We start from the raw sequence: 25574 nt of genomic DNA on the forward strand, positions 1-25574 counted from the left end.
AGTCTGCCTTTTGCTGAAGAAATAGCCTCCTCCCTGCGTCATCTTTACAGGGAGGAGAACGATGGAGGAGAGGAGATTTGGCCCGCAAGCAGGCCAGTGCCGGTATTTGCTGAGCTTACGCTTGCTGCAAAACCTGCGGGTTAACACAGTTTTCTTTGACGGTGCCAGTCAACGCGGCAATCAGGTTATCCACGGCACAGGCCGCCATGTTATAGCGGGTTTCGTGGGTCGCGGAGCCAATATGCGGCACGGCCACCACATTACGTAAAGCCAGCAGGGGTGAATCCACTGGTAGCGGCTCTTGCTCAAACACATCTAATCCCGCACCATGCAGGGTACCGTCTTGCAGGGCCGCAATCAGCGCCTGCTCATCCACTACTGGCCCGCGGCCAGCATTAATCAAAATGGCGCTGGATTTCATTTTGGCCAGTTGTTCTCGGCCGATCATATGGTAAGTCTGCTCGGTCATGGGCAGCGTAATGCAGAGGAAATCAACTTCTGCGAGCAACGTATCTAAGTCACAACGGCGCGCGCCAAAGCGCGTTTCGGCTTCTTCATGGGGGCGGCGGCTGGTGTACAGCACCGGCATGCTAAAACCGAAGTGTGCCCGTTGGGCCAGTGCCATACCAATCCGGCCCATGCCGAGAATCCCGATGGTTTTATGATGAACATCCACGCCATACCAATCATCAGTAATACTTTCTTGCCACTCACCAGCTTTGACTCGCTCGGCCAATTCCACCACGCGACGGGCAGTGGAAAGCATCAGTGCCATCATGGTATCAGCCACGGTTTCGGTGAGCACGGTGGGGGTATGCATCAGCGCTACACCACGTTGATTGAGTGCTTCCACATCAAAATTGTCATAACCGACGGAAATGGTTGAGGCGACACGCAGACGTGGCGCTAATTGCAAAAAGGCGCTATCAATTTTACCGCCAGAACCAATCAGCCCCTGTGCTTGCGCGAGTGCCGATAATAGCTCGGGCTGATTATCCGGCGTTAAGCCCTCAAAACTGTTGACGGTAAAATGTTGCGCTAATCGTTGATGCAGGTCGTCTGGAATACTTTTGTACAGCACAATAGAAGGCTTCATCGCAAACTCCAATTCATTTGGACTGGTGATATCTGAAGCCAGCATAACAGTGAACACATCCGTGTGATCAAGCACTAATCACCCTGATAATGTTACGGCTCATGAAAAGATCATGCCTCGTGACTGACGGTATTCTTGGCGGCATGACTCTGCGAGCGAATAGCGGCACAACGTAGCGCGGTGATCATTGCCAGCGCCGGCGCAATGGCGAACAAGGTAAACAACCAGTGAGCGGTATTCTGCGCGCCGACGACACCACCGGGAAGATTCAAGCCGGAGAGATTGGCGACCATGCCTGCCATCGCGGCACCGACAGCCGTTGCGAACATTTGCACCGTGGTAATGGACGCGCCGGCGATGTCTTTATCTTCGTCAGCAGCCACTTGCAGAATTCGGGTCAGCAGATGCGGCCAGCCAAAACCGATACCAAAGCCCACCATGGTGAGTGCGAGCGCGATGGGTGTCATCTGCTGCCAACCGCCCAGTGAAGTGACTGGCATCAAGACAGCGAGCCCCAGGATACCCGCGAGAACAATCAGTGGACCGCTAATGATGGCCCAACGAATACCTGACTTCTTCCAGCCCGCGCTCATCATTTCAGAAATCGTCCAACCAGCCGCCATGGTCGCGGCAATATAACCGGAAATCAGCGGTGATTGGCCGTGCAGAGTTTGCAAGAAATAAGGGACGAAAATCTCACAAGTAATACCGACTGCCAATAATGAAATGGTGATGTAAAGTGCCGCCAGCGGTGAGCTAAGGCGTAAGGCACCTTTTGGTAGCAAGCGAGCGGTGGCACGGGATTCGATGCGGAATAATAGCAGTAACAACAGAATGGCTAGCGCCATCCCCGCCATGTTAACCACACTACTGCTCGCGATGCTGCTGGCGGAAATTGTCAGGACAATGGCGGTTAAGAGCACTAATTGCGTGACCGGCAGCGCTGACGCTGTGGTGCTGGATTTGCCCGCAGGCAAGATACGCCAAGTAAAAATGGCATAAATTAGGGTGACGGGTAACAAGGTCCAGAATGCAAAGCGCCACGCATCCATTTGGGCAAAAATACCGCCGATAGCCGGGCCAATCAGGGTCGCCACCCCCCACATCCCTGATATCAGCGCCATGGCCCGTGGCCATAATGATTGCGCAAAAACCAGATTAATCATGGCGTAAGAGAGGGCAAACAAGAAGCCGCCCCCTAACCCCTGCACTGTGCGGCCAATCAGCATGAGCGGCATGTTCGGGGCCATGGCACAGAGTGCGCTCCCCAACATAAAGACCAGCGAGGCAAAAAGGTAGGCACTGCGCGGGCCGTAGCCACTTAGCAGGCGCGCAGAAAGGGCCGAACCGAGGATGGAAGCCGTTACGAATAAAGTGGTATTCCAAGCGTATAGGCTAAGCCCGTCAATCTCGAGAACCACGGAGGGCAAAATGGTGGTAGCGATATAAATATTGATCGCATGTAATACGACACCCCCTGACAGGGCTATGGCAAAAGCCGCATTTTTACCGGAGAACAAGTCACTCCAACGGCTCGCATCATTTGTTATCACGTTTTCATCCTGCCAGTAGTCTGGTTGTTGAGTTGATTTTTTTGTTACGATAAAGTTAAACAAGTAAATTCTTGGAATAAGGTAGGCCAATCATCAATAATAAGTCAAGCATCTGCTTGGGAAATGTTATGCTGGTAATTATTCATCATAAATTAAAGCTCGCTATGCTACCGGGGAAGATATGAATATCGACCATTCACCCAGCCCGCCACAGTCTGTTGCCCAGCGCTTGCTCATGCTGCTCAAAACTCGTGGCCCGCTGCAAGCCAGTGACGCAGGGATGCTACTGGGAACAACCGGTGAAGCCGCACGACAACAGTTTGTCAAACTGGCTAAAGAGGGGCTGGTGGCTGCCGAAGCGAAAACGCAAGGTGTGGGCCGCCCCATCCAACTATGGCAGTTGACCGAAGCCGGTCATGCACATTTTCCTGATGCTCACGGCGAATTGACGGTGCAATTGTTACGTTTGATTCGCAGCCAATTAGGTGACAGCGCCCTTGAACGGTTGATTGATAGCCGCGAGCAGGAAACCCGCCATCAGTATTGTGAGGCCATGATCGGTGCCGATAACGTGACTGAGCGTGTGGCGCGGCTGGTGGCTGTCCGTACCCGTGAAGGCTATATGGCTGAAATGCAGGTCGAGGCAGATGGTACGCTGCTATTGATTGAAAATCACTGCCCAATTTGTGCGGCAGCGACTCAATGTCAGGGCTTTTGCCGTGCTGAGCTGGCCGTATTTCAGCAAGTACTTGGCGCGCCCGTTGAACGAGTTGAACACATCTTATCAGGGGCTCGTCGCTGCACTTATCGCATCAAACCAAAATAATTCCCTGCCAACCAGAATAATGATGACCGGAAGGTTTGCTCTCAGTAAAAGTGCGGATAAATTTGAGTCCGTTATCCGCACTGTATGATGAGGTTCGCAGTGAATTCACATTACAGCGGGCTTAAGGTGATTTCTACTCGGCGGTTTTGGGCTTTACCGGCAGCCGTGCTGTTGCTTGCCACTGGGTTATCTGGGCCCGCACCGCTGGTGCGGATGCGATTAGCGGCCACGCCTTGCACAATCAATGCGCTGCCAACGCTGTCAGCCCGTTGCTGAGAAAGCGTCATGTTATGGGCTCTAGTACCGCTGCTATCGGTAAAGCCTGTCACATTCACGGCAGTTTTATCGTACTCTTTCAATACCATTGCCACGCCCGTCAGGGTATTCGCGCCGGCTGGTTTCAGATTGCTGCTGTCGGTATCAAAAGTGACATTATTAGGCATATTCAACACGATATTATCGCCTTGGCGAGTCACGCTAACACCCGTACCACTCATTTTTTCACGCAGTTTGGCTTCCTGGACATCCATGTAATAACCTGCGCCACCACCCAGTGCCGCACCCGCTGCAGCACCAATTAACGCGCCTTTTCCTCGGTCATGTTTGGAGGATGACAACATGCCGATCCCTGCACCTAAAACGGCCCCGATCCCTGCACCATAACCGGATTTCCCTGCTTGTGATTCGCCGGTATACGGATTGGTCGTACAGGCAGAAAGGGTCAGTGCAACAGAAACGGCGGCCACGGTGGCCAGAATGCGTTTTCTCATCAATTTTTCCTTAAATGGCATTCTATTTCGGCGAAAATCTCAAAATGTCGCCCAATAGCTAACTAAAAAGTCTCGCCTAAATTTTACTGGCTGATTTTTGCGAGCCATCGTTATCCGGCAAAAGGAAGGCGAATACCATTGAGAAAACTCTCATAGTGTTGGTCCATTGACTTGCTTGCATGGTTTATCAGCAAAATACGCACGTAAAGGCCGTTGGCTGGGGCGTCGCTTGATAAAACCCCTATTTATGGCGCAATAGGGGGATACCATTAAGCCGCTAAAGCTCCGAATGAGGTGGAGGTGTCGGGGAGGTGTTATAAAGTCCATAGACTTCAGGGATGAAAACAAAGCCGATGCGCTTTTTCACCATGGCCGATGGGGTCGAAATCACTTCTGCGTGAACCACAGAGACACCGTTTTCCTTGAGGTGCTGAAGCATGGCGTGCAGTGCAGCGGACCCTGCACCTCTGATCGTGCCCTCAGCTTGAGGCGTTAAGACAAAAGCAGGATCTGTGAGTGTTGCGCTGATAGTGCTGGATTGTCTTTGCGGATCGCCTCCGACAAAATAGCTGTGAGCGAGGCTGGTACTGACAATCCGATTATTCAATCTCACCACAATAATGATGTTGTCCGAACGAGGATATTGGACGTGACTTCTGATGAGTTGACTGGTGATTTGCCCCGCATATCTGTTGGTTGACATGGCGTTGGTGAATTGGCCATGACGATTACAGTAAAGCCGCTGTTCGTAATAGGTGTTTTCCCATGCGGCAACCGTTTCGAGCAAATGATAAATACTCTGGCGGGTCTGTTCTCGTGTGCCCTGAATCACTTCAATATCGAATCTTTCTGGCGCGACCTGCCATTCGCCATTGATCAGTATGCGGGGTAAGACATATTGATAAACATAAGTAGCAAGTTGCATCTGATAACTTCCCAGCGGATATTGCTGAGCTTGTTGTGGTGAAGCCGCGCCGCTATCAGAGTCGCTTTCGCTTTCAACCTCATCATCACTTTCACTGTAGCAATCCATATCAGTTTGATCGTTGCTGGCACCTTGCGGATGACTGTTTAGGGTGTATTGCGCGTAATTTTGTTCGGCGTTCAGAAAGGACTGAGTGATGTGCTCGATGAGCGTTGAACGGCCTTGATCTTCAGCAATATCGGTAATGGTCTGGATTAAGCGATTGCCTATATTTGGTTTTTGAATAAAGGCTTCCATTGCATCGCGGTCAGTATCTAAGGCTCTTCTATCCAAAATGCCATTAATGGTCTGAATTAAGTATTCCGTTGACCAAGTACGTAAACTGCTCCCGAACAACATCGTAAAATCAGCCAATACTGATGACAACCAAGTCGCGCAGGAATATCTAGTCTGGCGGGGATAACGGGCTGTAATCACATTGTCTATCGATGTTTGGCAATATTTTGACACGGCAGGTAGGGTCAGTGATTGACCATGGAGATCAGTTTTTAATTGGGATAATGCGAGTGTCGGGTTTGTGTTTTCCGGTGGCGCTTTTTCTGAGAGTGGGGTGGGCTTAAATGGTTTTGCTGTACCTGCCACGATGCGATTTGACGGATCTTTCCCGCTGAAAAAAGTGTTAATTCGATGCCACGCAGATTCAACCTGATTACAACGGCCTTGGGTGACAACATTGTACAGCGCCAGTGGGCCGTTCAAAAAACAGCCGGTGATACCTGCAGCACCGCGTTTGTCTCTATGAGCCTCGCGATGTGTCGCCAGTAGAACTTTTTGCAAGGTTAGCGGTTGCCGATCATCACTATTGAAGATAGCTAAATTAATCTCTTCCTGATTAATCGGATAATCAGACTGCATCGAGATCATTGGAGATAAATAACGTAATTCTCCATTAACTGTCTCTAAATAGTAAAGAGATAATTCTTTCTCATACCAAGAGAACAAAAATGAAATATGTGTTGTTTCTTGATGTAATGAAAAGTCAATTTGTGGTGAATTTGGCGGCAATATTGAAATAATTCCGTCATCGACAGTCACATCCATCAAGTTATTAAACGTGATATCAAAGCTATTATCACTTCTTTCGAAGCTAAGTAATAGAGATCTTTCTTGCTGCTGGTCGTGGTTTATATCTACAGGGAAAATCGTAGACACAGGGATGATTTTTCTCTGTGTGATAATACATTGCGTATCACAATCGAGCGGTTTTTTATCGGTGGCAATGATTTTAGTTATGCCATTCGTTTCGGTTAGTCTTTTCCATCCATCCCGCAGCACATTATCGGTTAAAGTGAAAAAATTTTCTCCTTGATATACGGTTACTTGGGTGTTTTCTGGGATGCGAATAGATTGAATGTCATTAGCACGAATACCAATATTATTTTCTAATGTAAAATCGATCATCATAGGTGGTGTTAAACAAAATGCTTTTTTCTCGAAGAAATCCTCCTGATAGAAACATGCTGATAAAGTATCATTCGACATTTTTTTTAAATGAGCATTTATAATACCTCTCGAATTTGATAGGTTAACTTCAGCACATGATATTTCAGATAATAATAAAAAACTCAAAGGTAATAATAGAAATTGCTTATTCTTCATAGCATGTTCCTCTTATTTTTCATTGGATGTTATATTCAACAACAGAGTAATGCTATTGCTAATCCAATGCGTTATTAAAATTTGTCAGAGGAGGTTTGAATAAATAGAGTCTATTAATAAAATGTGCGATCCCAATGCATAGTTAAAATAGAAGCATCAGTTTCGGCGTTATAGGTTTTCCCTGTCACAATAAAGCCTTGTTTACGATAAAAGTGATAGGCGCGTAGATTCTGTTGATACACCTCTAATGTTAACGCGCGGTAATGCTGTTGAGCGTGGTTCATTAACGCTTTGCCTACGTGATGACCATGATAAGGCTGGGCAACAAATAAGGCCCCGACCAACTGTTCTTCCAAGATACTGATAAACCCGGCAATGGGGTTGTTCTCTTCGGAGGATGCTAATAACCCTTCCTGCGGGCAATAAATCCACGTTTTTGCCGCAGGAAGGTAGGTATCACGTACCAACGGGGCGCTCTCGTGCCAGTACTGCTCTACCACAAAAGGATGGGCGGCTATGGTACTGGACAGCCACAGTTGCACGAGGGCATCAAGATCGCTCGGTTGGTAATCTCTAATCATTTTGCTGTGTTATCTGGGTGACAGAAACAGCTTGCCAGATGATCGTTCACCAAACCACTCGCCTGCATAAAGGCATAGCAGATGGTGGAGCCGATAAACTTAAAACCACGTTTTTTAAGGGCTTTTGACATAGCATCGGAAGCCGGTGTGTTGGCAGGGCACTCTGACAGCGTCCACCAATGATTCACCTTGGGTTCACCCTCGACAAAACTCCAGATAAAGCGTGAAAAATCCTCACCGTTTGCTTCCATTGCCAAATAAGCTTGGGCATTGGTAATAATGGCCTGAATTTTACCTCGGTGACGAATAATACCGCTGTCCTGTACTAAGGCTTCAATGTCATCAGGCCCCATTTTTGCCACCCGAACGGGATCAAAATTATGGAAACATTGGCGGTAGCGTTCACGTTTTTTCAGCACCGTTATCCATGAAAGCCCAGCTTGTTGGCCCTCCAGACAAAGCATTTCGAACAGCGCTTGGTTATCGGTGCGCGGTATTCCCCACTCGGCATCATGATAAGCAAGATAGAGTGGATCAGAGGTAACCCAACCGCAGCGTTGTAACTCCATCGTCGTACTCCATTTTGGTGCTGAATTTGGCAACGATAGTCGCTGTTCAGTGAATGATATGCAACCTCTCTATTTTCTTTCTGACGTTTCTTTCTGACGTTTCTTGCTGAAATACACATTTGTACAATAATTGATCTGATATTGGTTTTAAATGCTGTTTCATATCAATTAATTAGCACTATTATGAGGTGCATAATGAATGTTAGAAATCTTAGTCTAGCCATGATTATCGCTATTGCGCTGTCTGCTATTTTATTTTTAGGTATCAGTCCTGCCTCTGCTCAGCATTGTGCGGGTTACCACGACATCATTGATGATGATTGTGTGTTAGAACCCGGTACGGACAGTTGCGAACCTGATATTTTTGGTAAAAACGCCAAAATAGAGCCGGCCATGGCATCTAACAGCGATATTCCGCGTTTTTTATCACCGCCACCGATTGTTTGGTAGCGGGAAAATTGAATAGTTAGCGCTATTTTTCACGTCAATTCGCATGTGTTACCGGATTCTGGCTGTATATCTTACGGTCAACGGGTATACTGCCTCATTCTATTTTAATCCACTTGTTCGCGTGCGAATCCAACATGCAAAAGTTTGATACCAAGACCTTTCAGGGCCTGATCCTGACGTTACAGGACTATTGGGCGCGCCAAGGCTGCACCATCGTTCAACCACTGGACATGGAAGTCGGTGCGGGTACATCTCACCCAATGACCTGCTTGCGCGCACTTGGCCCAGAGCCAATTGCTGCCGCTTATGTACAACCTTCACGCCGCCCGACTGATGGTCGCTACGGTGAAAACCCAAACCGCCTGCAACACTATTACCAGTTCCAGGTGATCATTAAGCCATCGCCAGACAATATTCAGGAGCTGTATTTAGGCTCGCTGAAAGAGCTGGGTCTGGACCCGACTATCCATGACATTCGCTTCGTCGAAGATAACTGGGAGAACCCAACCTTAGGCGCTTGGGGCTTGGGCTGGGAAGTGTGGCTCAATGGGATGGAAGTGACACAGTTCACTTACTTCCAACAAGTGGGTGGTTTGGAGTGTAAACCGGTCACAGGTGAAATCACCTATGGTCTGGAGCGATTGGCGATGTACATCCAAGGCGTAGACAGCGTTTATGACCTGATCTGGTGTGATGGTCCGCTGGGCACCACCACTTACGGTGATATTTACCATCAGAATGAAGTGGAGCAATCCACTTATAACTTCGAATATGCCGATGTGGACTTCCTGTTCTCCTGCTTTGAGCAGTATGAGAAAGAAGCCCAGTCTCTGTTAGCGCTGGAAGTTCCGCTGCCACTGCCGGCTTACGAACGTATTCTAAAAGCAGGCCATACGTTTAACTTACTGGATGCGCGGAAGGCCATCTCAGTGACTGAGCGTCAGCGTTACATTCTCCGTATTCGCACACTGACCAAAGCTGTCGCCGAGGCATATTATGCCTCCCGCGAGGCATTAGGTTTCCCGATGTGCAAAAAGAATCAGAACTAAGAGGCTGTCATGACTCAACAGACTTTCCTGGTGGAAATCGGCACGGAAGAGTTGCCGCCGAAGGCTCTTCGTTCTCTGGCCGAAGCTTTTGCTGCTAATCTTACCGCCGAGCTGGATAACGCTAATTTGCCTCATGGTGAGGTGATTTGGTATGCCGCACCGCGTCGTTTAGCGGTAAAAGTGATGAATTTAAGTGCAGCGCAAGCGGATCGTGAAGTTGAAAAACGCGGTCCAGCCATTGCACAAGCCTTTGATGCAGAAGGTAAACCGAGCAAAGCGGCTGAAGGTTGGGCGCGCGGTTGTGGTATTACCGTTGATCAGGCTGAGCGTCTGGTAACCGATAAAGGCGAATGGCTGCTGTATCGCGCTCATGTCAAAGGGCAATCCGCACAGCTTCTGCTAGCGGATATGGTCAATGCTGCACTGAGTAAGTTGCCGATCCCTAAACTGATGCGTTGGGGTGATAAAGAGACGCAATTTGTTCGTCCAGTTCATACCGTCACCCTGTTATTAGGCAGCGAATTGATTCCTGGTACCGTTTTAGGTATCGATTCAGACCGCATTATTCGTGGTCACCGCTTTATGGGTGAAGCTGAATTTGCCCTTGAGAGTGCCGATCAATACCCGCAAGCCCTGCTGGAACGCGGCAAAGTGATTGCCGATTATGAATTGCGTAAAGCGATGATTAAGCGTGATGCAGAACTGGCGGCGCAGAAAATTGGCGGCGTGGCTGATTTGAGCGAAAGCTTGCTGGAAGAAGTGGCATCACTGGTGGAATGGCCGGTGGTACTGACGGCCAAATTTGAAGAGAAATTCTTGGCTGTACCTGCGGAAGCGCTGGTGTACACCATGAAAGGTGACCAGAAGTATTTCCCTGTGTATGACACGGCCGGTAACTTGCTGCCAAACTTCATTTTTGTCACCAACATCGAATCTAAAGACCCACAGCAGATCATTTCTGGTAACGAGAAAGTGGTGCGTCCGCGTCTGGCTGATGCGGAATTCTTCTTTAATACCGACCGTAAAAAACGTTTGGAAGATAACTTACCGCGTCTGGAAACCGTGCTGTTCCAACAGCAACTGGGTACGCTGCGCGATAAGACGGATCGTATTCAGGCGTTGGCAGGTTGGGTTGCGGCTCAAATCGGTGCTGATGTTAACCATGCCACGCGTGCTGGCTTGCTATCCAAGTGTGACCTGATGACCAATATGGTCTTCGAATTCACTGACACCCAAGGTGTGATGGGGATGCACTATGCTCGTCACGATGGTGAAGCTGAAGACGTCGCGGTGGCATTGAATGAGCAATATCAGCCTCGTTTCGCGGGTGATGATTTACCGTCAAACCCGGTTGCCTGTGCACTGGCGATTGCCGATAAGATGGACACACTGGCTGGTATCTTCGGTATCGGTCAACACCCGAAAGGCGATAAAGACCCATTTGCACTGCGCCGTGCCGCTTTAGGTGTGTTGCGTATTATCGTCGAGAAGAACTTACCACTGGATCTGCAAACGCTGACCGAAGAGGCCGTGCGCTTGTATGGTAGCAAGCTGACCAACGCGAAAGTGGTCGATGAAGTGATTGAGTTCATGCTGGGTCGTTTCCGTGCCTGGTATCAGGATGAAGGTCACAGTGTCGATACCATTCAAGCGGTACTGGCTCGTCGCCCAACCAGACCGGCTGATTTTGATGCTCGAGTTAAGGCGGTGACCTATTTCCGCACACTTGATGCTGCTGCCACGCTGGCTGCTGCGAACAAACGTGTCTCGAATATTTTGGCGAAATCGACAGATACGCTGAATGACCATGTTCGTGCCTCGGTGTTAAAAGAGCCTGCTGAACTGAAACTGGCGACTCATCTGGTTGTCTTGCGCGATAAGCTCGAACCGGTCTTTGCTGCAGGTCAATATCAGGAAGCACTGGTAGAACTGGCTGCGCTGCGGGAAACGGTCGATGAATTCTTCGATAGCGTAATGGTAATGGCAGAAGACAATGAAGTTCGGGTTAACCGACTGACATTGTTGAGTAAGTTACGTGAGTTGTTCTTGCAGGTTGCCGATATTTCGCTGTTACAGTAAAGCATGTACTTGGCTCGTCACAGGGGAGCGTATATCGCTCCCCTTAGCTATTCTTATCTCTGGTATTAGGTGATAAGCGTGGAATTTTGTGAAGATAAGTACCCATTACAGGAGTAGTTTCACATGACTTTTACATTGAATTCGGTTCGTTATTCACGTTGGTTAGCGCCATTTTTAGCGTTACTGGTCGTGTTTCAACTCACTGCTTGCGGGGATAAGGAGCCAGAACAACGTAAGGCCTTCATTGATTATCTGCAAAATACGGTGATGCGTAGCGGGATGAAGCTACCTACACTGAGTGAAGACCAGAAGCAGAAGTTTGGCCCTTATGTAAGTGATTACGCAATTTTAGTCACTTTTTCGCAGCAATTGACGAAATCGGTAGATGCGAGTCTGACGCCAGCTATTGCGCAAATCAACGAGATTCGTGTGGCGCAAGATTATCTTAATAAGCGTGATGCGTTGCAGCAGTCAGCAGGGGCGTTAAACCTGTTGGTACAACAGATTCGTACGGCGAAAGCGCAAGCTGATAACGCGGTTGCCGCGTTGAAACAGCCTGATGACTTGAAAGCGGTGTTTAGCAAAGCCTTTGATAATGTGGTGACTCAGCCTGCCAATGTGCTGATTCCTGCGATTCCGGTGGTTTCTGCTTTTGTGCAAGATTTAGCGCAAGTCGGGGATTTCCTGCAACAGCAGGGGACGCAGGTCACCTTTAATAATGGTGGTATTCAGTTCCAGACCCCGCAGCAAGCGGCGTTGTATAACACGATGATGACTAATTTGGTTGCCAAGTATCCAGCGATGATGGCGGCACAAAAGAGTGTGATGAGTGTTATTCAGTGAGGGGTTTGATTTAATTAAATATTAGATCGGATCGGGTTTCGAACGGTGATCGGTTCGGTTGTTATCACTTCAGTGTTCACTTTGGCTCTGATGCCTCAACCGCCAATGGGCCATGAGCGTGGCCCCTTTGGAAACCCTGCTTGCCTGCTTTGAAGGTGATTCTGGTTGTGGTGTTTGGTTCGGTTGTTATAGCTTCAGTGCTCACTTTGGCTCTGATGCCTCAACCGCCAATGGGGTCACAAGCGCGTGACCCCCTTGGAGCCCCCGCGCTTGCGCACGCATCGCTTGCCTGCTTCGCAGGTTCCCTCACTCATCGTTTCGGCTGACGGACCGCCGTGATTCGCTCCTGCTCAAGCACGGCTCGCTCGGCATCCATGCCTCGCGTCCTACCTCCACTCTTCACTCGGCAGCTCAAATGTGCTTTTAAACTTCAAGATCAAAACCATGATTTTTGGCTTTTGGCTTTTGGCTTTTGGCTTTTGGCTTGTATCTTTTGACCTTGAGCGCAATCAGAAAAATTGCCGACAAAGATTGCAGGCCGAATGAGCCGCATGGACGCGGCGAAAGGGGCTGTCGAGCTGGGAGCGAGTCAGCACCGGTTCGATAAGCCGGCAAACTGCCGGAGGGGATGGCGAAGCCACAATATTTCGCGCAAAGGCGCGGGTGTTGGGCCGCCGCCCTGCGGCCCGACTCGGTTGAGGCGACACAGGTAAAGTGATCACCGAACGCCTATCAACCGAAACCAGATCCAATCCTCAACCGAAACCAGATCCAGTCCTCAACCAAACCATAATCCGCCCCAACAATTCCCCCCTAATGGTTGCCATAAACATATATTGACGGCAAAATAGCCGACCTGACACGCTCTCACTGGTGCTCTGCCTGAGCGATGCCCTTTTTTTACGTTTACAATTAATAGCTTAATCTATGCAAACTTCATTATCACCCGCGACGCGTTTAGGTCGACGGGCGCTTTTATTTCCTCTTTGCCTGGTATTATTCGAATTTGCCACTTATATCGCCAACGATATGATTCAGCCAGGGATGCTGGCGGTAGTGGCCGATTTTAATGCCAGCGTTGAGTGGGTACCGACTTCGATGACCGCTTATCTGGCAGGCGGTATGTTCCTGCAATGGCTGCTTGGCCCGTTGTCAGATCGCCGTGGGCGTCGTCCAGTCATGCTGTTCGGGGTCGCTTTCTTTGTGGTCACCTGTCTGGCTATTTTGCTGGTCAATAGCATCGAGCAGTTTATCGCCATGCGCTTCCTGCAAGGGATCAGCCTGTGCTTTATTGGTGCGGTCGGTTACGCCACAATTCAAGAGTCATTCGAGGAAGCGGTGTGTATCAAGATCACCGCGCTGATGGCGAATGTGGCCCTGATTGCGCCGTTGCTTGGCCCGCTAGCCGGTGCGGCACATGATTCATGTCGCGCCTTGGCAGTGGATGTTTGTGCTGTTCGCCGCTCTCGGTGCCATTTCATTCGTGGGGCTGTGGCGTGCCATGCCAGAAACCGCGTCGTTGAAAGGCGAGAAATTGTCAGCGGCCGCCATGTGGCACGATTATAAGCAAGTGCTCGCTAATCGCCGTTTCCTGTGTGGCTCACTCGCGTTAGGCTTTGCCAGTCTGCCGTTGCTGGCGTGGATTGCACAGTCGCCAGTTATCTTGATCAGTGGTGAGCGGTTATCGACCGTCGAATACGGGGTCTTACAGGTGCCGATTTTCGGTGCGCTGATTATTGGTAACCTGACGCTGGCGAAGTTAAGTGGCAAAGTCAGCATTCCACGACTGATCCGCTACGGTGCTGGCCCGATGATTGTCGGTTTGGTGATTGCCGCCGCTTCCACGCTTTATTCATCCCATGCGTATCTGTGGATGACCGCAGGGCTAAGTCTGTATGCCTTTGGTATTGGTTTAGCGAATGCCGGTTTAGTGCGACTGACGCTGTTTGCTAGTGATATCAGCAAAGGGACGGTGTCTGCTGCGATGGGGATGATCAGTATGATGGTCTTCACCTTCGGTATTGAGTTTGCCAAACTGGCTTACTTGTGGGGTAACAGCGGTATCTTCAATTTGTTCAATCTGATCAGCGGATTGCTGTGGTTGAGCTTGGTGATGATATTTATTCGTCGCCAACCAGAAACATTGGCGACAGAATAAGACGGCGTAACATCGTCAGTTTCCCCTCGGAATAGATAATATCCCGAGGGGAGCTTACTGCTGACGATTTTCTCCATTAGCGGGTCAAGTCATACCTTAATGCGTAGCCGAAAACAGCCCGCTATCGCGAAGTAAATGGTCGTTCCCTCGCCGGCGGGTAAACCCACTGCGGTCAAAGAATTCAAGGATTTGAATCGCCAGTTTACGGCCGACCCCTAGCCGATCACGAAAATCGGCTGCGCAAGCGCTACCTTGAGTGCTATCCAGCTCACGGACCAAATCGGCAAACTGCTCAATGCGCTGACTGAGATAGTAACGATCTGGCACGATGGCGGTGATGTGGCCCAGTTGCGCGGCTTTACGCAGTAACGTGCGCATGTCACCTTCATCCATCTGCAGTTCAGCCGCTAAATCACGCACCCACCAAGGGGCATCGGCGAAATAGGGGGCAACTTGCTGCCATTGCACTTCTTCCTGAGCCGTAAAACCCAGCCCGTGTGCGGGCAGATGCAGCCAGCCACGGGTATTTTTTAATGTTCCCTGCGCAAGCAGGTTATCCATTAAGCGAAAGACCAGCCCTTCGTCCAGCGTCGGCAATGCCATACGCCGTAAACGCGCTCGGCCTAGCCCCATCTGATCGCCATGCTGTTGATGATAAAGACACAGTACGTGCAGTAGAGTTTGCTGCGCCTGTTGCGCATGGGGTTGTGACAGGATGATATCGCCAGCGACAACGTTATCTGTCTCAGCCAGTAATGCCGCCATATCCGCATCAGTCAGTTGGCGTGCCCAACTGAAACTGCGTAAAGAAAGTGGCCCTTGCGCCAAATGCAGATCGAGTACATCAGGGTCAGTACCCGCCTGCGCTAAAGCGCTTAGCCAAGCTAAATAGGCCGGTTGCCGCTTGCCACGTTTGGGCACCGCCAGATGAATCACTCGCGCACCACCTAAGGTTTTTTTCGCGGCAATGTCACGCAGAACCAGGCGGTCATTCTCCGCCAGCCACAGTGGGGTATCTAAGAGCAGCTCAGCTAAAATCAACGGTGGGGAGTCAGTGACGCTATTCCCATCGGCAGGGAGGTCGTTAGAAAGATCGGTATCATGTGGCGCAGTCAGCAGTGAAAAGCGCCCAGTAATATGGCTAGCCGCATGGTGCAGATGCAAGGGTTGCCAGTGTTGTATCGGTACATCAGCATCGACGACAACCAATACCCGATCCACTGGCTCGGGGGGCTGCTGGGTTAACAACCAGTCGCCACGATTGATCTGCTCTTTGCTGATATCACCGCTGATATTCAGGGCAATACGTTGGCCCGCTTGCGCCTGTTGGGTATTTTGATTTTGAGCATGAATCCCCCGCACCCGCACAGGGCCATTGTTGCCGGTCAGCCACAAGGTATCACCCACGGCGACTTTGCCCGCCAGCGCAGTGCCGGTGACCACCAAACCGGCCCCTTTCACGCTAAATGCACGGTCAATCGCCAGACGAAAACGCCGTTGTAACCGGTTATTGTCGGTATTTTGCTGGTGGCAATGGGCCAGATGATCGCGCAATTCACTGATACCCAGATCAGTGGTGGCGGCAGTGACAAATAAGGTGATTTGCTCTGCTTGCCAGCCTTGGACTGTCAGTTCAGCCATCACTTGCTGGCGCACCTGCGCAATACGGTCATCATCAACCCGATCTGCTTTGGTCAGTGCTACCGTCAGTGTTGGGCGACCGGTCAGCCGTAAAATCGCCAAATGCTCGCGGGTTTGCGCCATAACGCCATCATCGCAAGCCACAACCAGCAAAGCATGATCGATACCGCCCACACCGGCCAACATATTGGCTAAGAACTTCTCATGGCCGGGGACATCAATAAAACCGAGAATACTGCCATCAGGTTGCGGCCAGTACGCGTAGCCAAGGTCAATGGTCATCCCGCGCTGTTTTTCTTCCGGCAAGCGATCGGCATCAACCCCAGTAATCGCCTGTAAAAGAGTGGTTTTGCCATGGTCGACATGGCCTGCTGTCGCAATAATCATCGAGCCAATTCCCTGAGCAACGCCGTTTCATCCTCCAAACAGCGCAAATCTAACCATATCCGCCCGTCAGCCACGCGGCCAATAACCGGCTTATTTAACCCGCGCCAGCATGTGGTCAGCGCTTCTAGCGTGCGCCCGCTGCCATCGTTAGGCGTAAAGGTTACGGCCCAACTGGGTAACCGGTCAACCGGTAAAGAGCCGCTGCCTATCTGGGACCAACAGGGTTCCACCGCCAAGGTAAAATCAGCCGCATAATGGGGTGCCAGCGCGGACAGGACTCGTTGTGCGCTTTCGGCGATAGCCTCGGCTGGGCGAGTCAGTAACCGTAATGTCGGTAGCCTTTCGGTCAGTTTATCGGGTTGCTGATAGAGGCGTAGCGTGGCATCGAGCGCGGCTAGCGTCATCTTGTCTACCCGCAATGCACGTTTAAGCGGATGCTGCTGTAAGCGCTCAATCCACTGTTTTTTACCGAGAATAATCCCCGCTTGCGGCCCACCCAGCAATTTATCACCCGAGAAGGTGACGAGATCGACACCGGCCGCAATCAATTGCTGCGGCATCGTTTCTGCCGGTAAACCATAACGGGTCATGTCCACCAGCGAACCACTGCCGAGATCTGTCGCGGTCGGGATGGCAAACTCCTGCCCTAGTGCCGCCAACTGCTGCTCGGCAACGGCGGCGGTGAAGCCTTCGATACGGTAATTACTGGTATGCACTTTCATCAGTAGGCCAGTGTGTTCATTGATAGCCTGACGGTAATCTTTGAGGTGCGTGCGATTGGTGGTGCCAACCTCAACCAGCTCACAGCCTGCTTGGCGCATCACATCAGGGATACGAAACGCACCGCCAATCTCCACCAGTTCACCACGCGAGACGACAACCTGCTTACCTGCCGCCATGACCGTGAGCATCAAAAAGACCGCTGCCGCATTGTTATTGACGATGCAGGCATCTTCCGCGCCGGTTAGCTCGCAAAGTAAATTCGCCACTGCCCGATCGCGATGACCACGACTCGCGCCACTCAGGGAATATTCCAATGTGATTGCACCGCGCATAGCATCATTTACTGCCGTAATGGCGGATTCGGCCAGCGCCGCACGACCCAAATTAGTGTGCAGCACGGTACCAGAGAGGTTAAAGACGGGTTTTAACGCGGGTTGACGTTGGTTCAATCGTTGGCGCAGCGCGGTTGGCCAATCTGTGCACCAATCCGCCAGAGAATGGAACTGGCTGATGTATTCACGGGCTTCGCTTTGCATCTGGCGCAAAGTCTCGGTCAACAACGCGGGGCCATACTCATCAAGCAAAGGAGCCATTTCTGGCTCCCGTAACAGCCAGTCAATGGCCGGTAACTGTCGGTAAAGAGTGTGCGGTTCAGTGCTCATCATCACGCCGGTCGCCAAGTCGGGAGAATCGGTTATTCTCCGGGAAACAAGAATGGATTGATACTGCTGCGCGCAAAACCTTCGCCTTCCATTTTAGCGTCAAGGATGAGCGAGGCCAGATCGTCCGCCACAGCTTCGACCAACGGGTCTTTTTCCTGATACAAAATTTTCAGGTAAGTCCCGCAATCGCCGCAGCTTTCTGCTTTCACGGCAGCCTGTTCGCTGTCTAGCGACCAATAGTTCAAATCCCGCGTTTCTTCGCAGTTGCTGCACTTAATCCGCACCACGTGCCACTCGCTTTCACACAAATTACAGTGCAAATAACGCAAGCCATTATTCGTGCCGATATGGACCACACTGGACACCGGAATGCTGCCGCACACGGGGCAAAACTGACGATGCTCGCCATATTCCGCGCGGGCTTTGCCGGGGATTTGGCTCGCCATCTGCGCCCAGTACAAGGACAACGCGGCCCAGATAAATGGCGCTTTTTCGCTGCCGATCTGGCCAAATTCGCGATTTAGCAGCGCATCGGCATAAAGTTCCAGCTCATTGACTGACGCTTTTTCCAGATTATCCAGCACCGCCAGAATATGATCAGGGGCATCGGGGCGCAGCTCAGCAATCAACGCGGACAGCAGCGTGCGCCAATGTTCCGTACGTGGAAAGACGCTGACATCCAGTGGCGGTTTACCGCTGGCCGCCGATTGTTCCAGCTCAGCTTTCATGTCCAACACTAACGGATAGTCATACAACGCTTTTTGCTGTGCTTGGGTAATTTTCGCCGCGAAATCCAGATAATCAGACAGCGGATTATCCAACGCGAGCTGCTGTAAACGTTCGGTGCGCCGGGTATACAGGCTTTTTAAATTCGCGAAAAGTAACGGCGGGATATTCCCCGCCGTCGTACCTCTTTCGCTTTGTTTGCCCAGTTGATCTTTAGGGACAATGCGAATACTCATCAGGGTTTCTCTTCCTGTTTTTTCTGAAGTTGCCGTTTGGCATTCACCTCACGATACCAGCGAGGATGATGTTTTTTCGCCCATGCCGCTGGTACCCAACCTTCCACCATCGCAGTAATGGTGCCCTTCACCCACAGGGCCGCGTAAATATGCACCATAATCACGAGAATCAAGCCCACCGCCGCCAGCGAATGCACCAACAGCGCCAGACGAATCAGCGGGATCGGGAATGAAGGCGCAAAGTAAGGCCGCCAAATCACTACGCCACTGAGCAGCAGCAGTACCAGACTGATAATAGCAGCCCAGAAGACGCATTTCTGCCCAAAATTATAGCGCCCCGTGTCGCCGACTTCCTCATTCATGGCGATTTTATGGATATTTTTAGCCCACTCCAGATCTTCCCTGTTAATCAGGTTGTGTTTCCAGTAGCGGAAAAACATGATGAGGAACGCGGCGAACATAATCACCCCCGTGAAGGGGTGAAGGATGCGCGCCAATTGTGGCGTACCAAAAATATTCATCAGCCAGTTAAATGACGGGAAGAAGAACCCCAGTCCACTGATCGCTGCCAACATAAAGCAGAAGGCGACGATCCAGTGGTTGATACGCTCCGGCGCACTGTAGCGCTGGATCCGTTTTTCTTTTTTCATTTGCGTGTCTCCCCGTCGTCAGCATGCTCCGCGGTGGTCTGCTCTGGTGCCTTGTCGGTCGTGTCAGAAGGTGTGGCGTCTGGCTTATCGCCTTCGTCCTCTTCTTCTTCCTCAACCCGATTCGGACCGACTCCCACGTAGTGGAAGATACTGGCGGCAAAGGTGGCAGCAAAGCCGACCGCTGCCAGCGGTTTCCAGATGCCCTTCCAGAAGGTGACAGTTGGGCTAATGGTTGGGTTTTCTGGCAAGCCATGATAGAGCTGAGGCTTATCCGCATGATGCAGGACATACATCACGTGCGTACCACCCACGCCCGCAGGGTCATATAACCCTGCGTTTTCAAAGCCACGCGTTTTCAGTTCTTCGACTCGGCCAGCCGCCACTTCTTTCATCGACTCTTTGGTGCCAAAGTGAATCGCGCCCGTCGGGCAGGTCTTCACGCAAGCAGGTTCTTGGCCCACACCCACACGGTCGACGCACAGGGTACATTTGTACACCCGATTGTCGTCTTTGTTCATGCGCGGCACATCGAACGGGCAACCGGCGATGCAGTAGCCACAACCAATACAATGTTCTGATTGGAAATCGACGATGCCATTCGCATATTGAATGATAGCCCCTTCCGACGGGCATGCCTTCAGGCAGCCCGGATCAGCACAGTGCATGCAGCCATCCTTACGGATGAGCCACTCCAGCTTGCCGCTCTCTTCGTCTTCAACTTCAGAGAAACGCATGACCGTCCATGATTTCGCGGTCAAATCGGCGGGGTTATCGTACACCCCGACGTTATGACCCACTTCATCACGGATATCGTTCCACTCCGAACAGGCCACCTGACAGGCTTTACAGCCGATACAGGTGGTGACGTCGATAAGCTTCGCCACCTCTTCTTGATGGTTACGATCCTGTGGCGGCGGCGTAAGGGAGTTGGTGCCGGAGCGCCGGATAATGTCTTGTGTTTGCAGTGACATAGGTTCTCTCCGTTACACCTTTTCCACGTTGACCAAGAACGCCTTGAACTCTGGCGTCTGCGTATTGGCATCACCGACAAACGGCGTCAGTGTGTTAGCCAGGAAGCCTTTTCTCGCCACACCCTCGAAGCCCCAGTGAATCGGGATACCGATGGTGTCCACTTCCTGTCCGTGGACATTCAGCGTGCGAATACGCTTAGTCACGACTGCCTTGGCTTTGATATAGCCACGGTTAGAGCTGACTTTCACGGTATCGCCCTGCTTGATGCCTTTCTTCGCCGCCAGTTTTTCGCCAATTTCGATAAACTGTTCCGGCTGAGCGATGGCATTGAGCAACGCATGCTTGGTCCAGTAATGGAAATGCTCGGTCAAGCGATACGTCGTACCGACATACGGGAATTGCTCATGCGATCCCATCGCGGCCAAATCGTCTTTAAAGACGCGAGCGGCCGGGTTGGAAACCACATTCGGGTGCAGCGGGTTAGTTCCCAGCGGCGTTTCGAATGGCTCGTAGTGCTCAGGGAACGGCCCTTCCGCCATTTTGTCGATGGCAAACAGGCGGCCCATCCCTTCAGGCTGCATGATAAACGGCCCCACATCACTGTCTGGCGCGGCTGCGCTGTAGTCAGGGATATCAATGCCGGTCCACTTGGCACCGTCCCACTCCAACAGCGTGCGTTTCGGATCCCAAGGTTTACCTTGTGGGTCAGCAGACGCACGGTTGTACAGAATGCGGCGGTTAAGTGGCCATGCCCATGCCCAACCTAGCGTGTTGCCTAAGCCTGATGGATCGGCGTTATCACGGCGTGCCATCTGATTACCGGCTGGCGTCCAGCTACCGGCAAAGATCCAGCAACCACTCGCGGTGGTGCCGTCATCACGCAGGTGTGCGAAGGTACTCAGCTGTTCGCCTTTCTTGACCAGCACTTTGCCATCAGCATCGGTGATATCAGCCAGCGCGCGACCATTGCTCTCCATCGCCACTTCTTCTGGCTCTGGGTTATCCGGTGTCAGGTAATCCCAAGTCATATTGAGCACTTGTTCTGGCACTGCACCCCCTTCGCGGCGGTACATCTCGCGCAGGCGGCTAAAGATACCCGCCAGAATGGCACCATCGTTCAGCGCTTGCCCTGGGGCATCTGCGCCTTTCCAGTGCCATTGCAGCCAGCGACTGGAGTTAACGATAGAGCCGTTCTCTTCTGCAAAGCAGCTGGATGGCAAGCGGAACACTTCCGTTTGAATTTTCGATGGATCGACATCGTTAAATTCGCCGTGGTTTTGCCAGAAGTTCGCGGTTTCCGTATTGAGCGGATCAATCGTTATCAGGAACTTCAGTTTCGACAGGGAAGCCGCCACTTTGTTTTTGTTCGGGAACGAGGCCAACGGGTTAAAGCCTTGGCAGATATAGCCATTCACTTTGCCCTGCGACATCATTTCGAAATACTGCAAGACGTCGTAGCCTTTATCCCACTTCGGCAACCAGTCGTAACCCCAACCGTTTTCCTTCTGGGCGTTATCACCATAGAAACTCTTCATCAGACTGACGAAGAATTTCGGGTAATTACCCCAATAGTTCACCTGCCCCGGTAACAGGGTTTTCGGCGTATTCGCCTTCAGGTAAGTCTCAATATCCGGCTGTTTTTCTGACGGCAGGTTCAGGTATCCCGGCAAGCTTTGTGACAGCAGGCCAAGGTCAGTTAACCCCTGAATATTGGAGTGGCCGCGCAAGGCGTTAATGCCGCCGCCTGCCATCCCCATATTGCCCAACAACAGCTGAATCATGGCCATGGTGCGGATGTTCTGTGCGCCGATGGAGTGCTGTGTCCAGCCTAAGGCATACAGGAACGTAGCGGTTTTATTGGGTGCGCTGGTTTCAGCGAGGTATTCGCAAACCTGCAAGAAGTCCTCTTTCGGCGTACCACAGATGCTGGAGACCACATCAGGCGTATAACGGCTGACGTGCTCTTTGAGCAGGTTCCATACACAGCGAGGGTCTTGCAGGGTGACGTCTCGTTTGGCAAAGCCGTTCTCGTCCAACTGATAATTCCAGCTGGTTTTGTCGTATTTGCGCGCATCGGCGTCATAACCGCTGAATAAACCGTCTTCGAAGGTATAGTCTTCCCGCACCAGTAAGCTGGCGTTGGTATAGGCTTCAACGTATTCACGGTTAATTTTTTCGTGGGTCATCAGGTACAACAATACGCCGGACAGGAACGCGATATCGGAACCGGAACGGATTGGCGTATAGAAGTCAGCCACCGAAGCAGTTCGGGTAAAGCGCGGGTCTATCACCAGCAGCTTAGCATTGTTGTGGATCTTGGCTTCCATCGCCCAGCGGAAACCCACCGGATGCGCTTCTGCCGCATTACCGCCCATGACGATAACTAAATTCGCGTTCTTAATGTCAACCCAGTGGTTGGTCATCGCACCGCGACCAAATGTTGGAGCAAGACTTGCTACCGTTGGTCCGTGTCAGACACGCGCTTGGTTGTCTACGGCAAGCATGCCGAGAGCGCGACTAAATTTCTGGGTCAGATAACCCGTTTCGTTACTGGATGCTGACGCACACAGCATACCGGTACTCAGCCAACGGTTGACGGTCACGCCAGCATCGTTGGTCTTAATGAAGTTAGCGTCCCGGTCTTCTTTCATCAGCTTGGCAATGCGGTCAAATGCATCATCCCAAGTGATTCGCTGCCATTTGTCAGAACCTGGCGCGCGGTATTCAGGGTATTTCAGGCGGCCTTCACTGTGGATGAAATCCACCAGCCCCGCACCTTTCGGGCAAAGTGCGCCACGGTTGACCGGATGATCCGGGTCCCCTTCAATGTGGAAAATACTTTCTTTGGCGTTTTTCGCGCCGTCGCCGAGGCTATACATCAACAGCCCACAACCGACAGAGCAATATGTGCAGGTATTTCGCGTTTCACGGGCGCGCAGCAATTTGTAATTGCGCGTTTCCGCCAGCGCCACTGCCGGCGCAAAGCCGAGTGCCGCAACCGTGGTTCCTGCCATACCGCCAGCGCAGATCTTAAAGAACTGCCTTCTGCTGACCTGCATGGGTCTCTCCTTCATTCATCGTCACATTGTTTTACCCTTCAACTTTCAAGTGGCAGGCGGGTGGGCTTACTCGTTCATCCCGATCACTTACCGAGGCAAGTTCATCGAGATTTTCTTGTTTGCCGCCGTCCTGCATCCTGAAATCGATGGGGTATAGAGTTGCTATTAACCAATTTGGAATTCACGCTTCCCTCAACGAAATAGGAAGCGCTAAAATCGCTTACGCGATATCACGCTTTGCCGTGTGGGATACATATCTTTAAATAGCGATATATAGCCACACGATTCTTAATGTGAATGTTACCACATTGTGATTATGGGTTATAACTTTCAGGACCGCATAGTGAGCCAGATCAAACCTTCAGGAAATGACATCGCTAGCGAAATCTGCGGTGCAAAACAACTTAACGTGCTACAGCGCCACCAAATGGCACAGCCGCAATTGGATTGGCTGGCAGAAGAAGTGCCGGTAGCGCTGGTCTACAATGGCATTTCCCATGTTGTGATGATGGCGACACCCAAAGATTTGGAGGCTTTCGCGCTGGGATTTTCTCTATCAGAAGGGATTATCCAAACCCCACATGAAATCTATGCGATTGATGCCACCCGTGGCTGCAATGGCATAGAAATTAACATTGAATTATCAAGCCGCCGATTCGCTGGATTAAAAGAACGCCGTCGAGCGATGGCAGGGCGCACGGGCTGTGGTGTCTGCGGCATAGAGCAACTGGATGATATCTTCCGCCCCATCACGCCACTTCCCTTCACGCAAACCTTTAATCTGAATCAATTGGATAGCGCCCTTGCACAGCTCAAGCAGGTACAAACGGTGGGTCAACTGACTGGGTGTACTCATGCCGCAGCATGGATTAATCCTCAGGGTGAGTTATTGGGCGGCTGCGAAGATGTGGGTCGCCATGTCGCGTTAGATAAATTGCTGGGCATACGTGCTAAACAGCCGTGGCAACAAGGCGCGGTGCTGGTATCCAGCCGAGCCAGCTACGAGATGGTGCAGAAAACCGCTATGTGCGGCGCAGAGATTTTATTTGCCGTTTCCGCTGCTACCACCCTCGCTGTTGAGGTCGCCGAACGCTGCAATTTGACGTTGGTCGGCTTCAGTAAGCCCGGCAGAGCAACGGTCTATACTCATCCACAGCGTATTATGGAATAGAAAGACCACATAATTAGTACGGCATTGATAATCATTTTCAATATCATTTAATTAACTATAATGATCCGAATGCTTACGCGGTGCTTACTTTTTTTGCGCCGCCCTACACCTACGGAGACGATGATTATGAGTTACTCACTGCCATCCCTGCCTTATGCTTATGATGCTTTAGAACCCCATTTCGATAAGCAGACGATGGAAATCCATCACACCAAACACCACCAGACCTATGTTAACAATGCAAACACGGTGTTGGAGAGCTTCCCTGAGCTGGCAAAACTGAGTGTTGAAGAACTGATTCAAGACTTGGATAAAGTTCCTGCAGAAAAGCGCACCTTTATGCGCAACAACGCGGGTGGCCATGCTAACCACAGCCTGTTCTGGAAAGGTCTGAAACTGGGTACTACCCTGACAGGTGACCTGAAAGCCGCTATCGAGCGTGACTTCAAATCTGTTGATGATTTCAAAGCAACATTTGAACAAGCAGCAGCAACCCGTTTCGGCTCAGGCTGGGCGTGGCTGGTACTGAAAGCTGACGGCAAGCTGGCAGTCGTTTCTACGGCTAACCAAGATAGCCCATTGATGGGTGAGGCAGTTGCTGGCGCATCTGGCTTCCCAATCATCGGTCTGGATGTGTGGGAACACGCTTACTACCTGAAATTCCAAAACCGTCGCCCAGACTACATCAAAGCATTCTGGAACGTGGTTAACTGGGACGAAGCCGCAGCGCGTTTCGCTCAAGCTAAATAATATCACCCGTATTCTTCCCATGCCTTTAACGGCGGGGAG

Annotated in this window: 19 protein-coding genes and 1 pseudogene; 8 read left to right on the top strand and 12 right to left on the bottom strand. The window is 51.1% G+C overall.

All coding sequences use genetic code 11. The features are described 5' to 3' along the window. Positions 1-115: 115 nt before the first annotated feature. Positions 116-1096: a glyoxylate/hydroxypyruvate reductase GhrB gene (gene ghrB / locus DA391_RS00085; protein ID WP_098905300.1), complete on the bottom strand. Its 981-nt coding sequence runs from the start codon at positions 1094-1096 to the stop codon at positions 116-118. A 110-nt stretch (positions 1097-1206) separates the two neighbouring features. Beyond that, entirely contained in the window at positions 1207-2649 is a 1443-nt protein-coding gene (locus tag DA391_RS00090) for an MFS transporter (RefSeq protein WP_050287461.1), read from the bottom strand. A 181-nt stretch (positions 2650-2830) separates the two neighbouring features. Between DA391_RS00090 and DA391_RS00095 the strand changes: the two genes are divergently transcribed. Continuing rightward, positions 2831-3475, top strand: a complete 645-nt coding sequence (locus tag DA391_RS00095) for a helix-turn-helix transcriptional regulator (RefSeq protein ID WP_108087210.1) — start codon at positions 2831-2833, stop codon at positions 3473-3475. Between the two features lie 110 nt (positions 3476-3585). Here the strand turns inward: DA391_RS00095 and DA391_RS00100 are convergent, their stop codons facing one another. The 4 genes from DA391_RS00100 to DA391_RS00115 all read right to left on the bottom strand — a co-directional run bounded on the left by DA391_RS00100 (position 3586) and on the right by DA391_RS00115 (position 7979). Further along, complete coding sequence (locus DA391_RS00100; RefSeq protein WP_050083399.1) at positions 3586-4245, bottom strand: OmpA family lipoprotein; 660 nt, start codon at positions 4243-4245, stop codon at positions 3586-3588. 277 nt (positions 4246-4522) lie between these two features. Beyond that, the gene (locus DA391_RS00105) at positions 4523-6829 is read right to left on the bottom strand and encodes a hypothetical protein (RefSeq protein WP_108087211.1); all 2307 of its coding nucleotides are present in this window, start codon (positions 6827-6829) and stop codon (positions 4523-4525) included. A 113-nt stretch (positions 6830-6942) separates the two neighbouring features. After that, a complete protein-coding gene (locus DA391_RS00110) occupies positions 6943-7410 on the bottom strand; it encodes an N-acetyltransferase (protein WP_050083401.1) in 468 nt (155 codons plus the stop codon). Beyond that, positions 7407-7979, bottom strand: coding sequence for a DNA-3-methyladenine glycosylase I (locus DA391_RS00115; RefSeq protein ID WP_050083402.1), 573 nt, complete (start codon positions 7977-7979; stop codon positions 7407-7409). Before DA391_RS00115 ends, DA391_RS00110 begins: the two co-directional genes overlap by 4 nt. 195 nt (positions 7980-8174) lie before the next feature. On the opposite strand from DA391_RS00115, the gene DA391_RS00120 reads away from it, so the two are divergent. The 5 genes and pseudogenes from DA391_RS00120 to DA391_RS00145 all read left to right on the top strand — a co-directional run bounded on the left by DA391_RS00120 (position 8175) and on the right by DA391_RS00145 (position 14558). Then, complete coding sequence (locus tag DA391_RS00120; RefSeq protein ID WP_129111477.1) at positions 8175-8429, top strand: hypothetical protein; 255 nt, start codon at positions 8175-8177, stop codon at positions 8427-8429. A 134-nt stretch (positions 8430-8563) separates the two neighbouring features. Next, positions 8564-9478 carry a glycine--tRNA ligase subunit alpha gene (gene glyQ / locus DA391_RS00125; protein ID WP_019212679.1) on the top strand — a complete coding sequence of 305 codons (915 nt, stop codon included), beginning with the start codon at positions 8564-8566 and terminating at the stop codon, positions 9476-9478. Between the two features lie 9 nt (positions 9479-9487). Then, a complete protein-coding gene (glyS, locus tag DA391_RS00130) occupies positions 9488-11557 on the top strand; it encodes a glycine--tRNA ligase subunit beta (protein WP_050083404.1) in 2070 nt (689 codons plus the stop codon). Between the two features lie 123 nt (positions 11558-11680). Next, positions 11681-12400, top strand: a complete 720-nt coding sequence (locus DA391_RS00135) for a DUF3053 domain-containing protein (RefSeq protein ID WP_050083405.1) — start codon at positions 11681-11683, stop codon at positions 12398-12400. A gap of 927 nt (positions 12401-13327) precedes the next feature. Next, a pseudogene (locus DA391_RS00145) lies at positions 13328-14558 on the top strand (MFS transporter). A 96-nt stretch (positions 14559-14654) separates the two neighbouring features. On the opposite strand, the gene selB reads toward DA391_RS00145, so the two are convergent. The 6 genes from selB to fdnG are packed head-to-tail and all read right to left on the bottom strand — an operon-like array spanning position 14655 to position 23614. Continuing rightward, on the bottom strand, positions 14655-16586 hold the full coding sequence (gene selB, locus DA391_RS00150) for a selenocysteine-specific translation elongation factor (RefSeq protein ID WP_108087212.1): 1932 nt from the start codon (positions 16584-16586) through the stop codon (positions 14655-14657). Then, complete coding sequence (gene selA, locus DA391_RS00155; RefSeq protein ID WP_050083432.1) at positions 16583-17971, bottom strand: L-seryl-tRNA(Sec) selenium transferase; 1389 nt, start codon at positions 17969-17971, stop codon at positions 16583-16585. The genes selB and selA overlap by 4 nt, the downstream gene beginning before the upstream one ends. 32 nt (positions 17972-18003) lie before the next feature. Next, positions 18004-18933: a formate dehydrogenase accessory protein FdhE gene (fdhE, locus tag DA391_RS00160; RefSeq protein ID WP_108087213.1), complete on the bottom strand. Its 930-nt coding sequence runs from the start codon at positions 18931-18933 to the stop codon at positions 18004-18006. Further along, entirely contained in the window at positions 18933-19583 is a 651-nt protein-coding gene (gene fdoI, locus DA391_RS00165) for a formate dehydrogenase cytochrome b556 subunit (protein ID WP_108087214.1), read from the bottom strand. Before fdoI ends, fdhE begins: the two co-directional genes overlap by 1 nt. Beyond that, on the bottom strand, positions 19580-20554 hold the full coding sequence (fdxH, locus tag DA391_RS00170; RefSeq protein ID WP_019212687.1) for a formate dehydrogenase subunit beta: 975 nt from the start codon (positions 20552-20554) through the stop codon (positions 19580-19582). The genes fdoI and fdxH overlap by 4 nt, the downstream gene beginning before the upstream one ends. A gap of 12 nt (positions 20555-20566) precedes the next feature. Further along, the gene (gene fdnG / locus DA391_RS00175) at positions 20567-23614 is read right to left on the bottom strand and encodes a formate dehydrogenase-N subunit alpha (RefSeq protein ID WP_108087215.1); all 3048 of its coding nucleotides are present in this window, start codon (positions 23612-23614) and stop codon (positions 20567-20569) included. 316 nt (positions 23615-23930) lie between these two features. Here fdnG and fdhD point away from each other — a divergent pair, with 316 nt between their 5' ends. Then, the gene (gene fdhD, locus DA391_RS00180) at positions 23931-24785 is read left to right on the top strand and encodes a formate dehydrogenase accessory sulfurtransferase FdhD (RefSeq protein WP_167311513.1); all 855 of its coding nucleotides are present in this window, start codon (positions 23931-23933) and stop codon (positions 24783-24785) included. 126 nt (positions 24786-24911) lie between these two features. Beyond that, a complete protein-coding gene (gene sodA / locus DA391_RS00185) occupies positions 24912-25535 on the top strand; it encodes a superoxide dismutase [Mn] (protein WP_019212691.1) in 624 nt (207 codons plus the stop codon). The last annotated feature ends 39 nt before the right edge of the window (positions 25536-25574 follow it).

The sequence above is a fragment of the Yersinia massiliensis genome (assembly GCF_003048255.1).
Classification (GTDB): domain Bacteria; phylum Pseudomonadota; class Gammaproteobacteria; order Enterobacterales; family Enterobacteriaceae; genus Yersinia; species Yersinia massiliensis_A.

Excerpts from the sequence above, each read along its gene's own strand:
- selB (WP_108087212.1), bottom strand. The coding sequence starts at position 16,586 with ATGATTATTGCGACAGCAGGCCATGTCGACCATGGCAAAACCACTCTT.
- fdxH (WP_019212687.1), bottom strand. The coding sequence starts at position 20,554 with ATGTCACTGCAAACACAAGACATTATCCGGCGCTCCGGCACCAACTCC.
- selA (WP_050083432.1), bottom strand. The coding sequence starts at position 17,971 with ATGAGCACTGAACCGCACACTCTTTACCGACAGTTACCGGCCATTGAC.
- sodA (WP_019212691.1), top strand. The coding sequence starts at position 24,912 with ATGAGTTACTCACTGCCATCCCTGCCTTATGCTTATGATGCTTTAGAA.
- DA391_RS00115 (WP_050083402.1), bottom strand. The coding sequence starts at position 7,979 with ATGGAGTTACAACGCTGCGGTTGGGTTACCTCTGATCCACTCTATCTT.
- DA391_RS00100 (WP_050083399.1), bottom strand. The coding sequence starts at position 4,245 with ATGAGAAAACGCATTCTGGCCACCGTGGCCGCCGTTTCTGTTGCACTG.
- DA391_RS00110 (WP_050083401.1), bottom strand. The coding sequence starts at position 7,410 with ATGATTAGAGATTACCAACCGAGCGATCTTGATGCCCTCGTGCAACTG.
- glyQ (WP_019212679.1), top strand. The coding sequence starts at position 8,564 with ATGCAAAAGTTTGATACCAAGACCTTTCAGGGCCTGATCCTGACGTTA.
- ghrB (WP_098905300.1), bottom strand. The coding sequence starts at position 1,096 with ATGAAGCCTTCTATTGTGCTGTACAAAAGTATTCCAGACGACCTGCAT.
- fdoI (WP_108087214.1), bottom strand. The coding sequence starts at position 19,583 with ATGAAAAAAGAAAAACGGATCCAGCGCTACAGTGCGCCGGAGCGTATC.
- DA391_RS00135 (WP_050083405.1), top strand. The coding sequence starts at position 11,681 with ATGACTTTTACATTGAATTCGGTTCGTTATTCACGTTGGTTAGCGCCA.
- fdhD (WP_167311513.1), top strand. The coding sequence starts at position 23,931 with ATGGGTTATAACTTTCAGGACCGCATAGTGAGCCAGATCAAACCTTCA.
- fdhE (WP_108087213.1), bottom strand. The coding sequence starts at position 18,933 with ATGAGTATTCGCATTGTCCCTAAAGATCAACTGGGCAAACAAAGCGAA.
- glyS (WP_050083404.1), top strand. The coding sequence starts at position 9,488 with ATGACTCAACAGACTTTCCTGGTGGAAATCGGCACGGAAGAGTTGCCG.
- DA391_RS00120 (WP_129111477.1), top strand. The coding sequence starts at position 8,175 with ATGAATGTTAGAAATCTTAGTCTAGCCATGATTATCGCTATTGCGCTG.
- DA391_RS00105 (WP_108087211.1), bottom strand. The coding sequence starts at position 6,829 with ATGAAGAATAAGCAATTTCTATTATTACCTTTGAGTTTTTTATTATTA.
- DA391_RS00095 (WP_108087210.1), top strand. The coding sequence starts at position 2,831 with ATGAATATCGACCATTCACCCAGCCCGCCACAGTCTGTTGCCCAGCGC.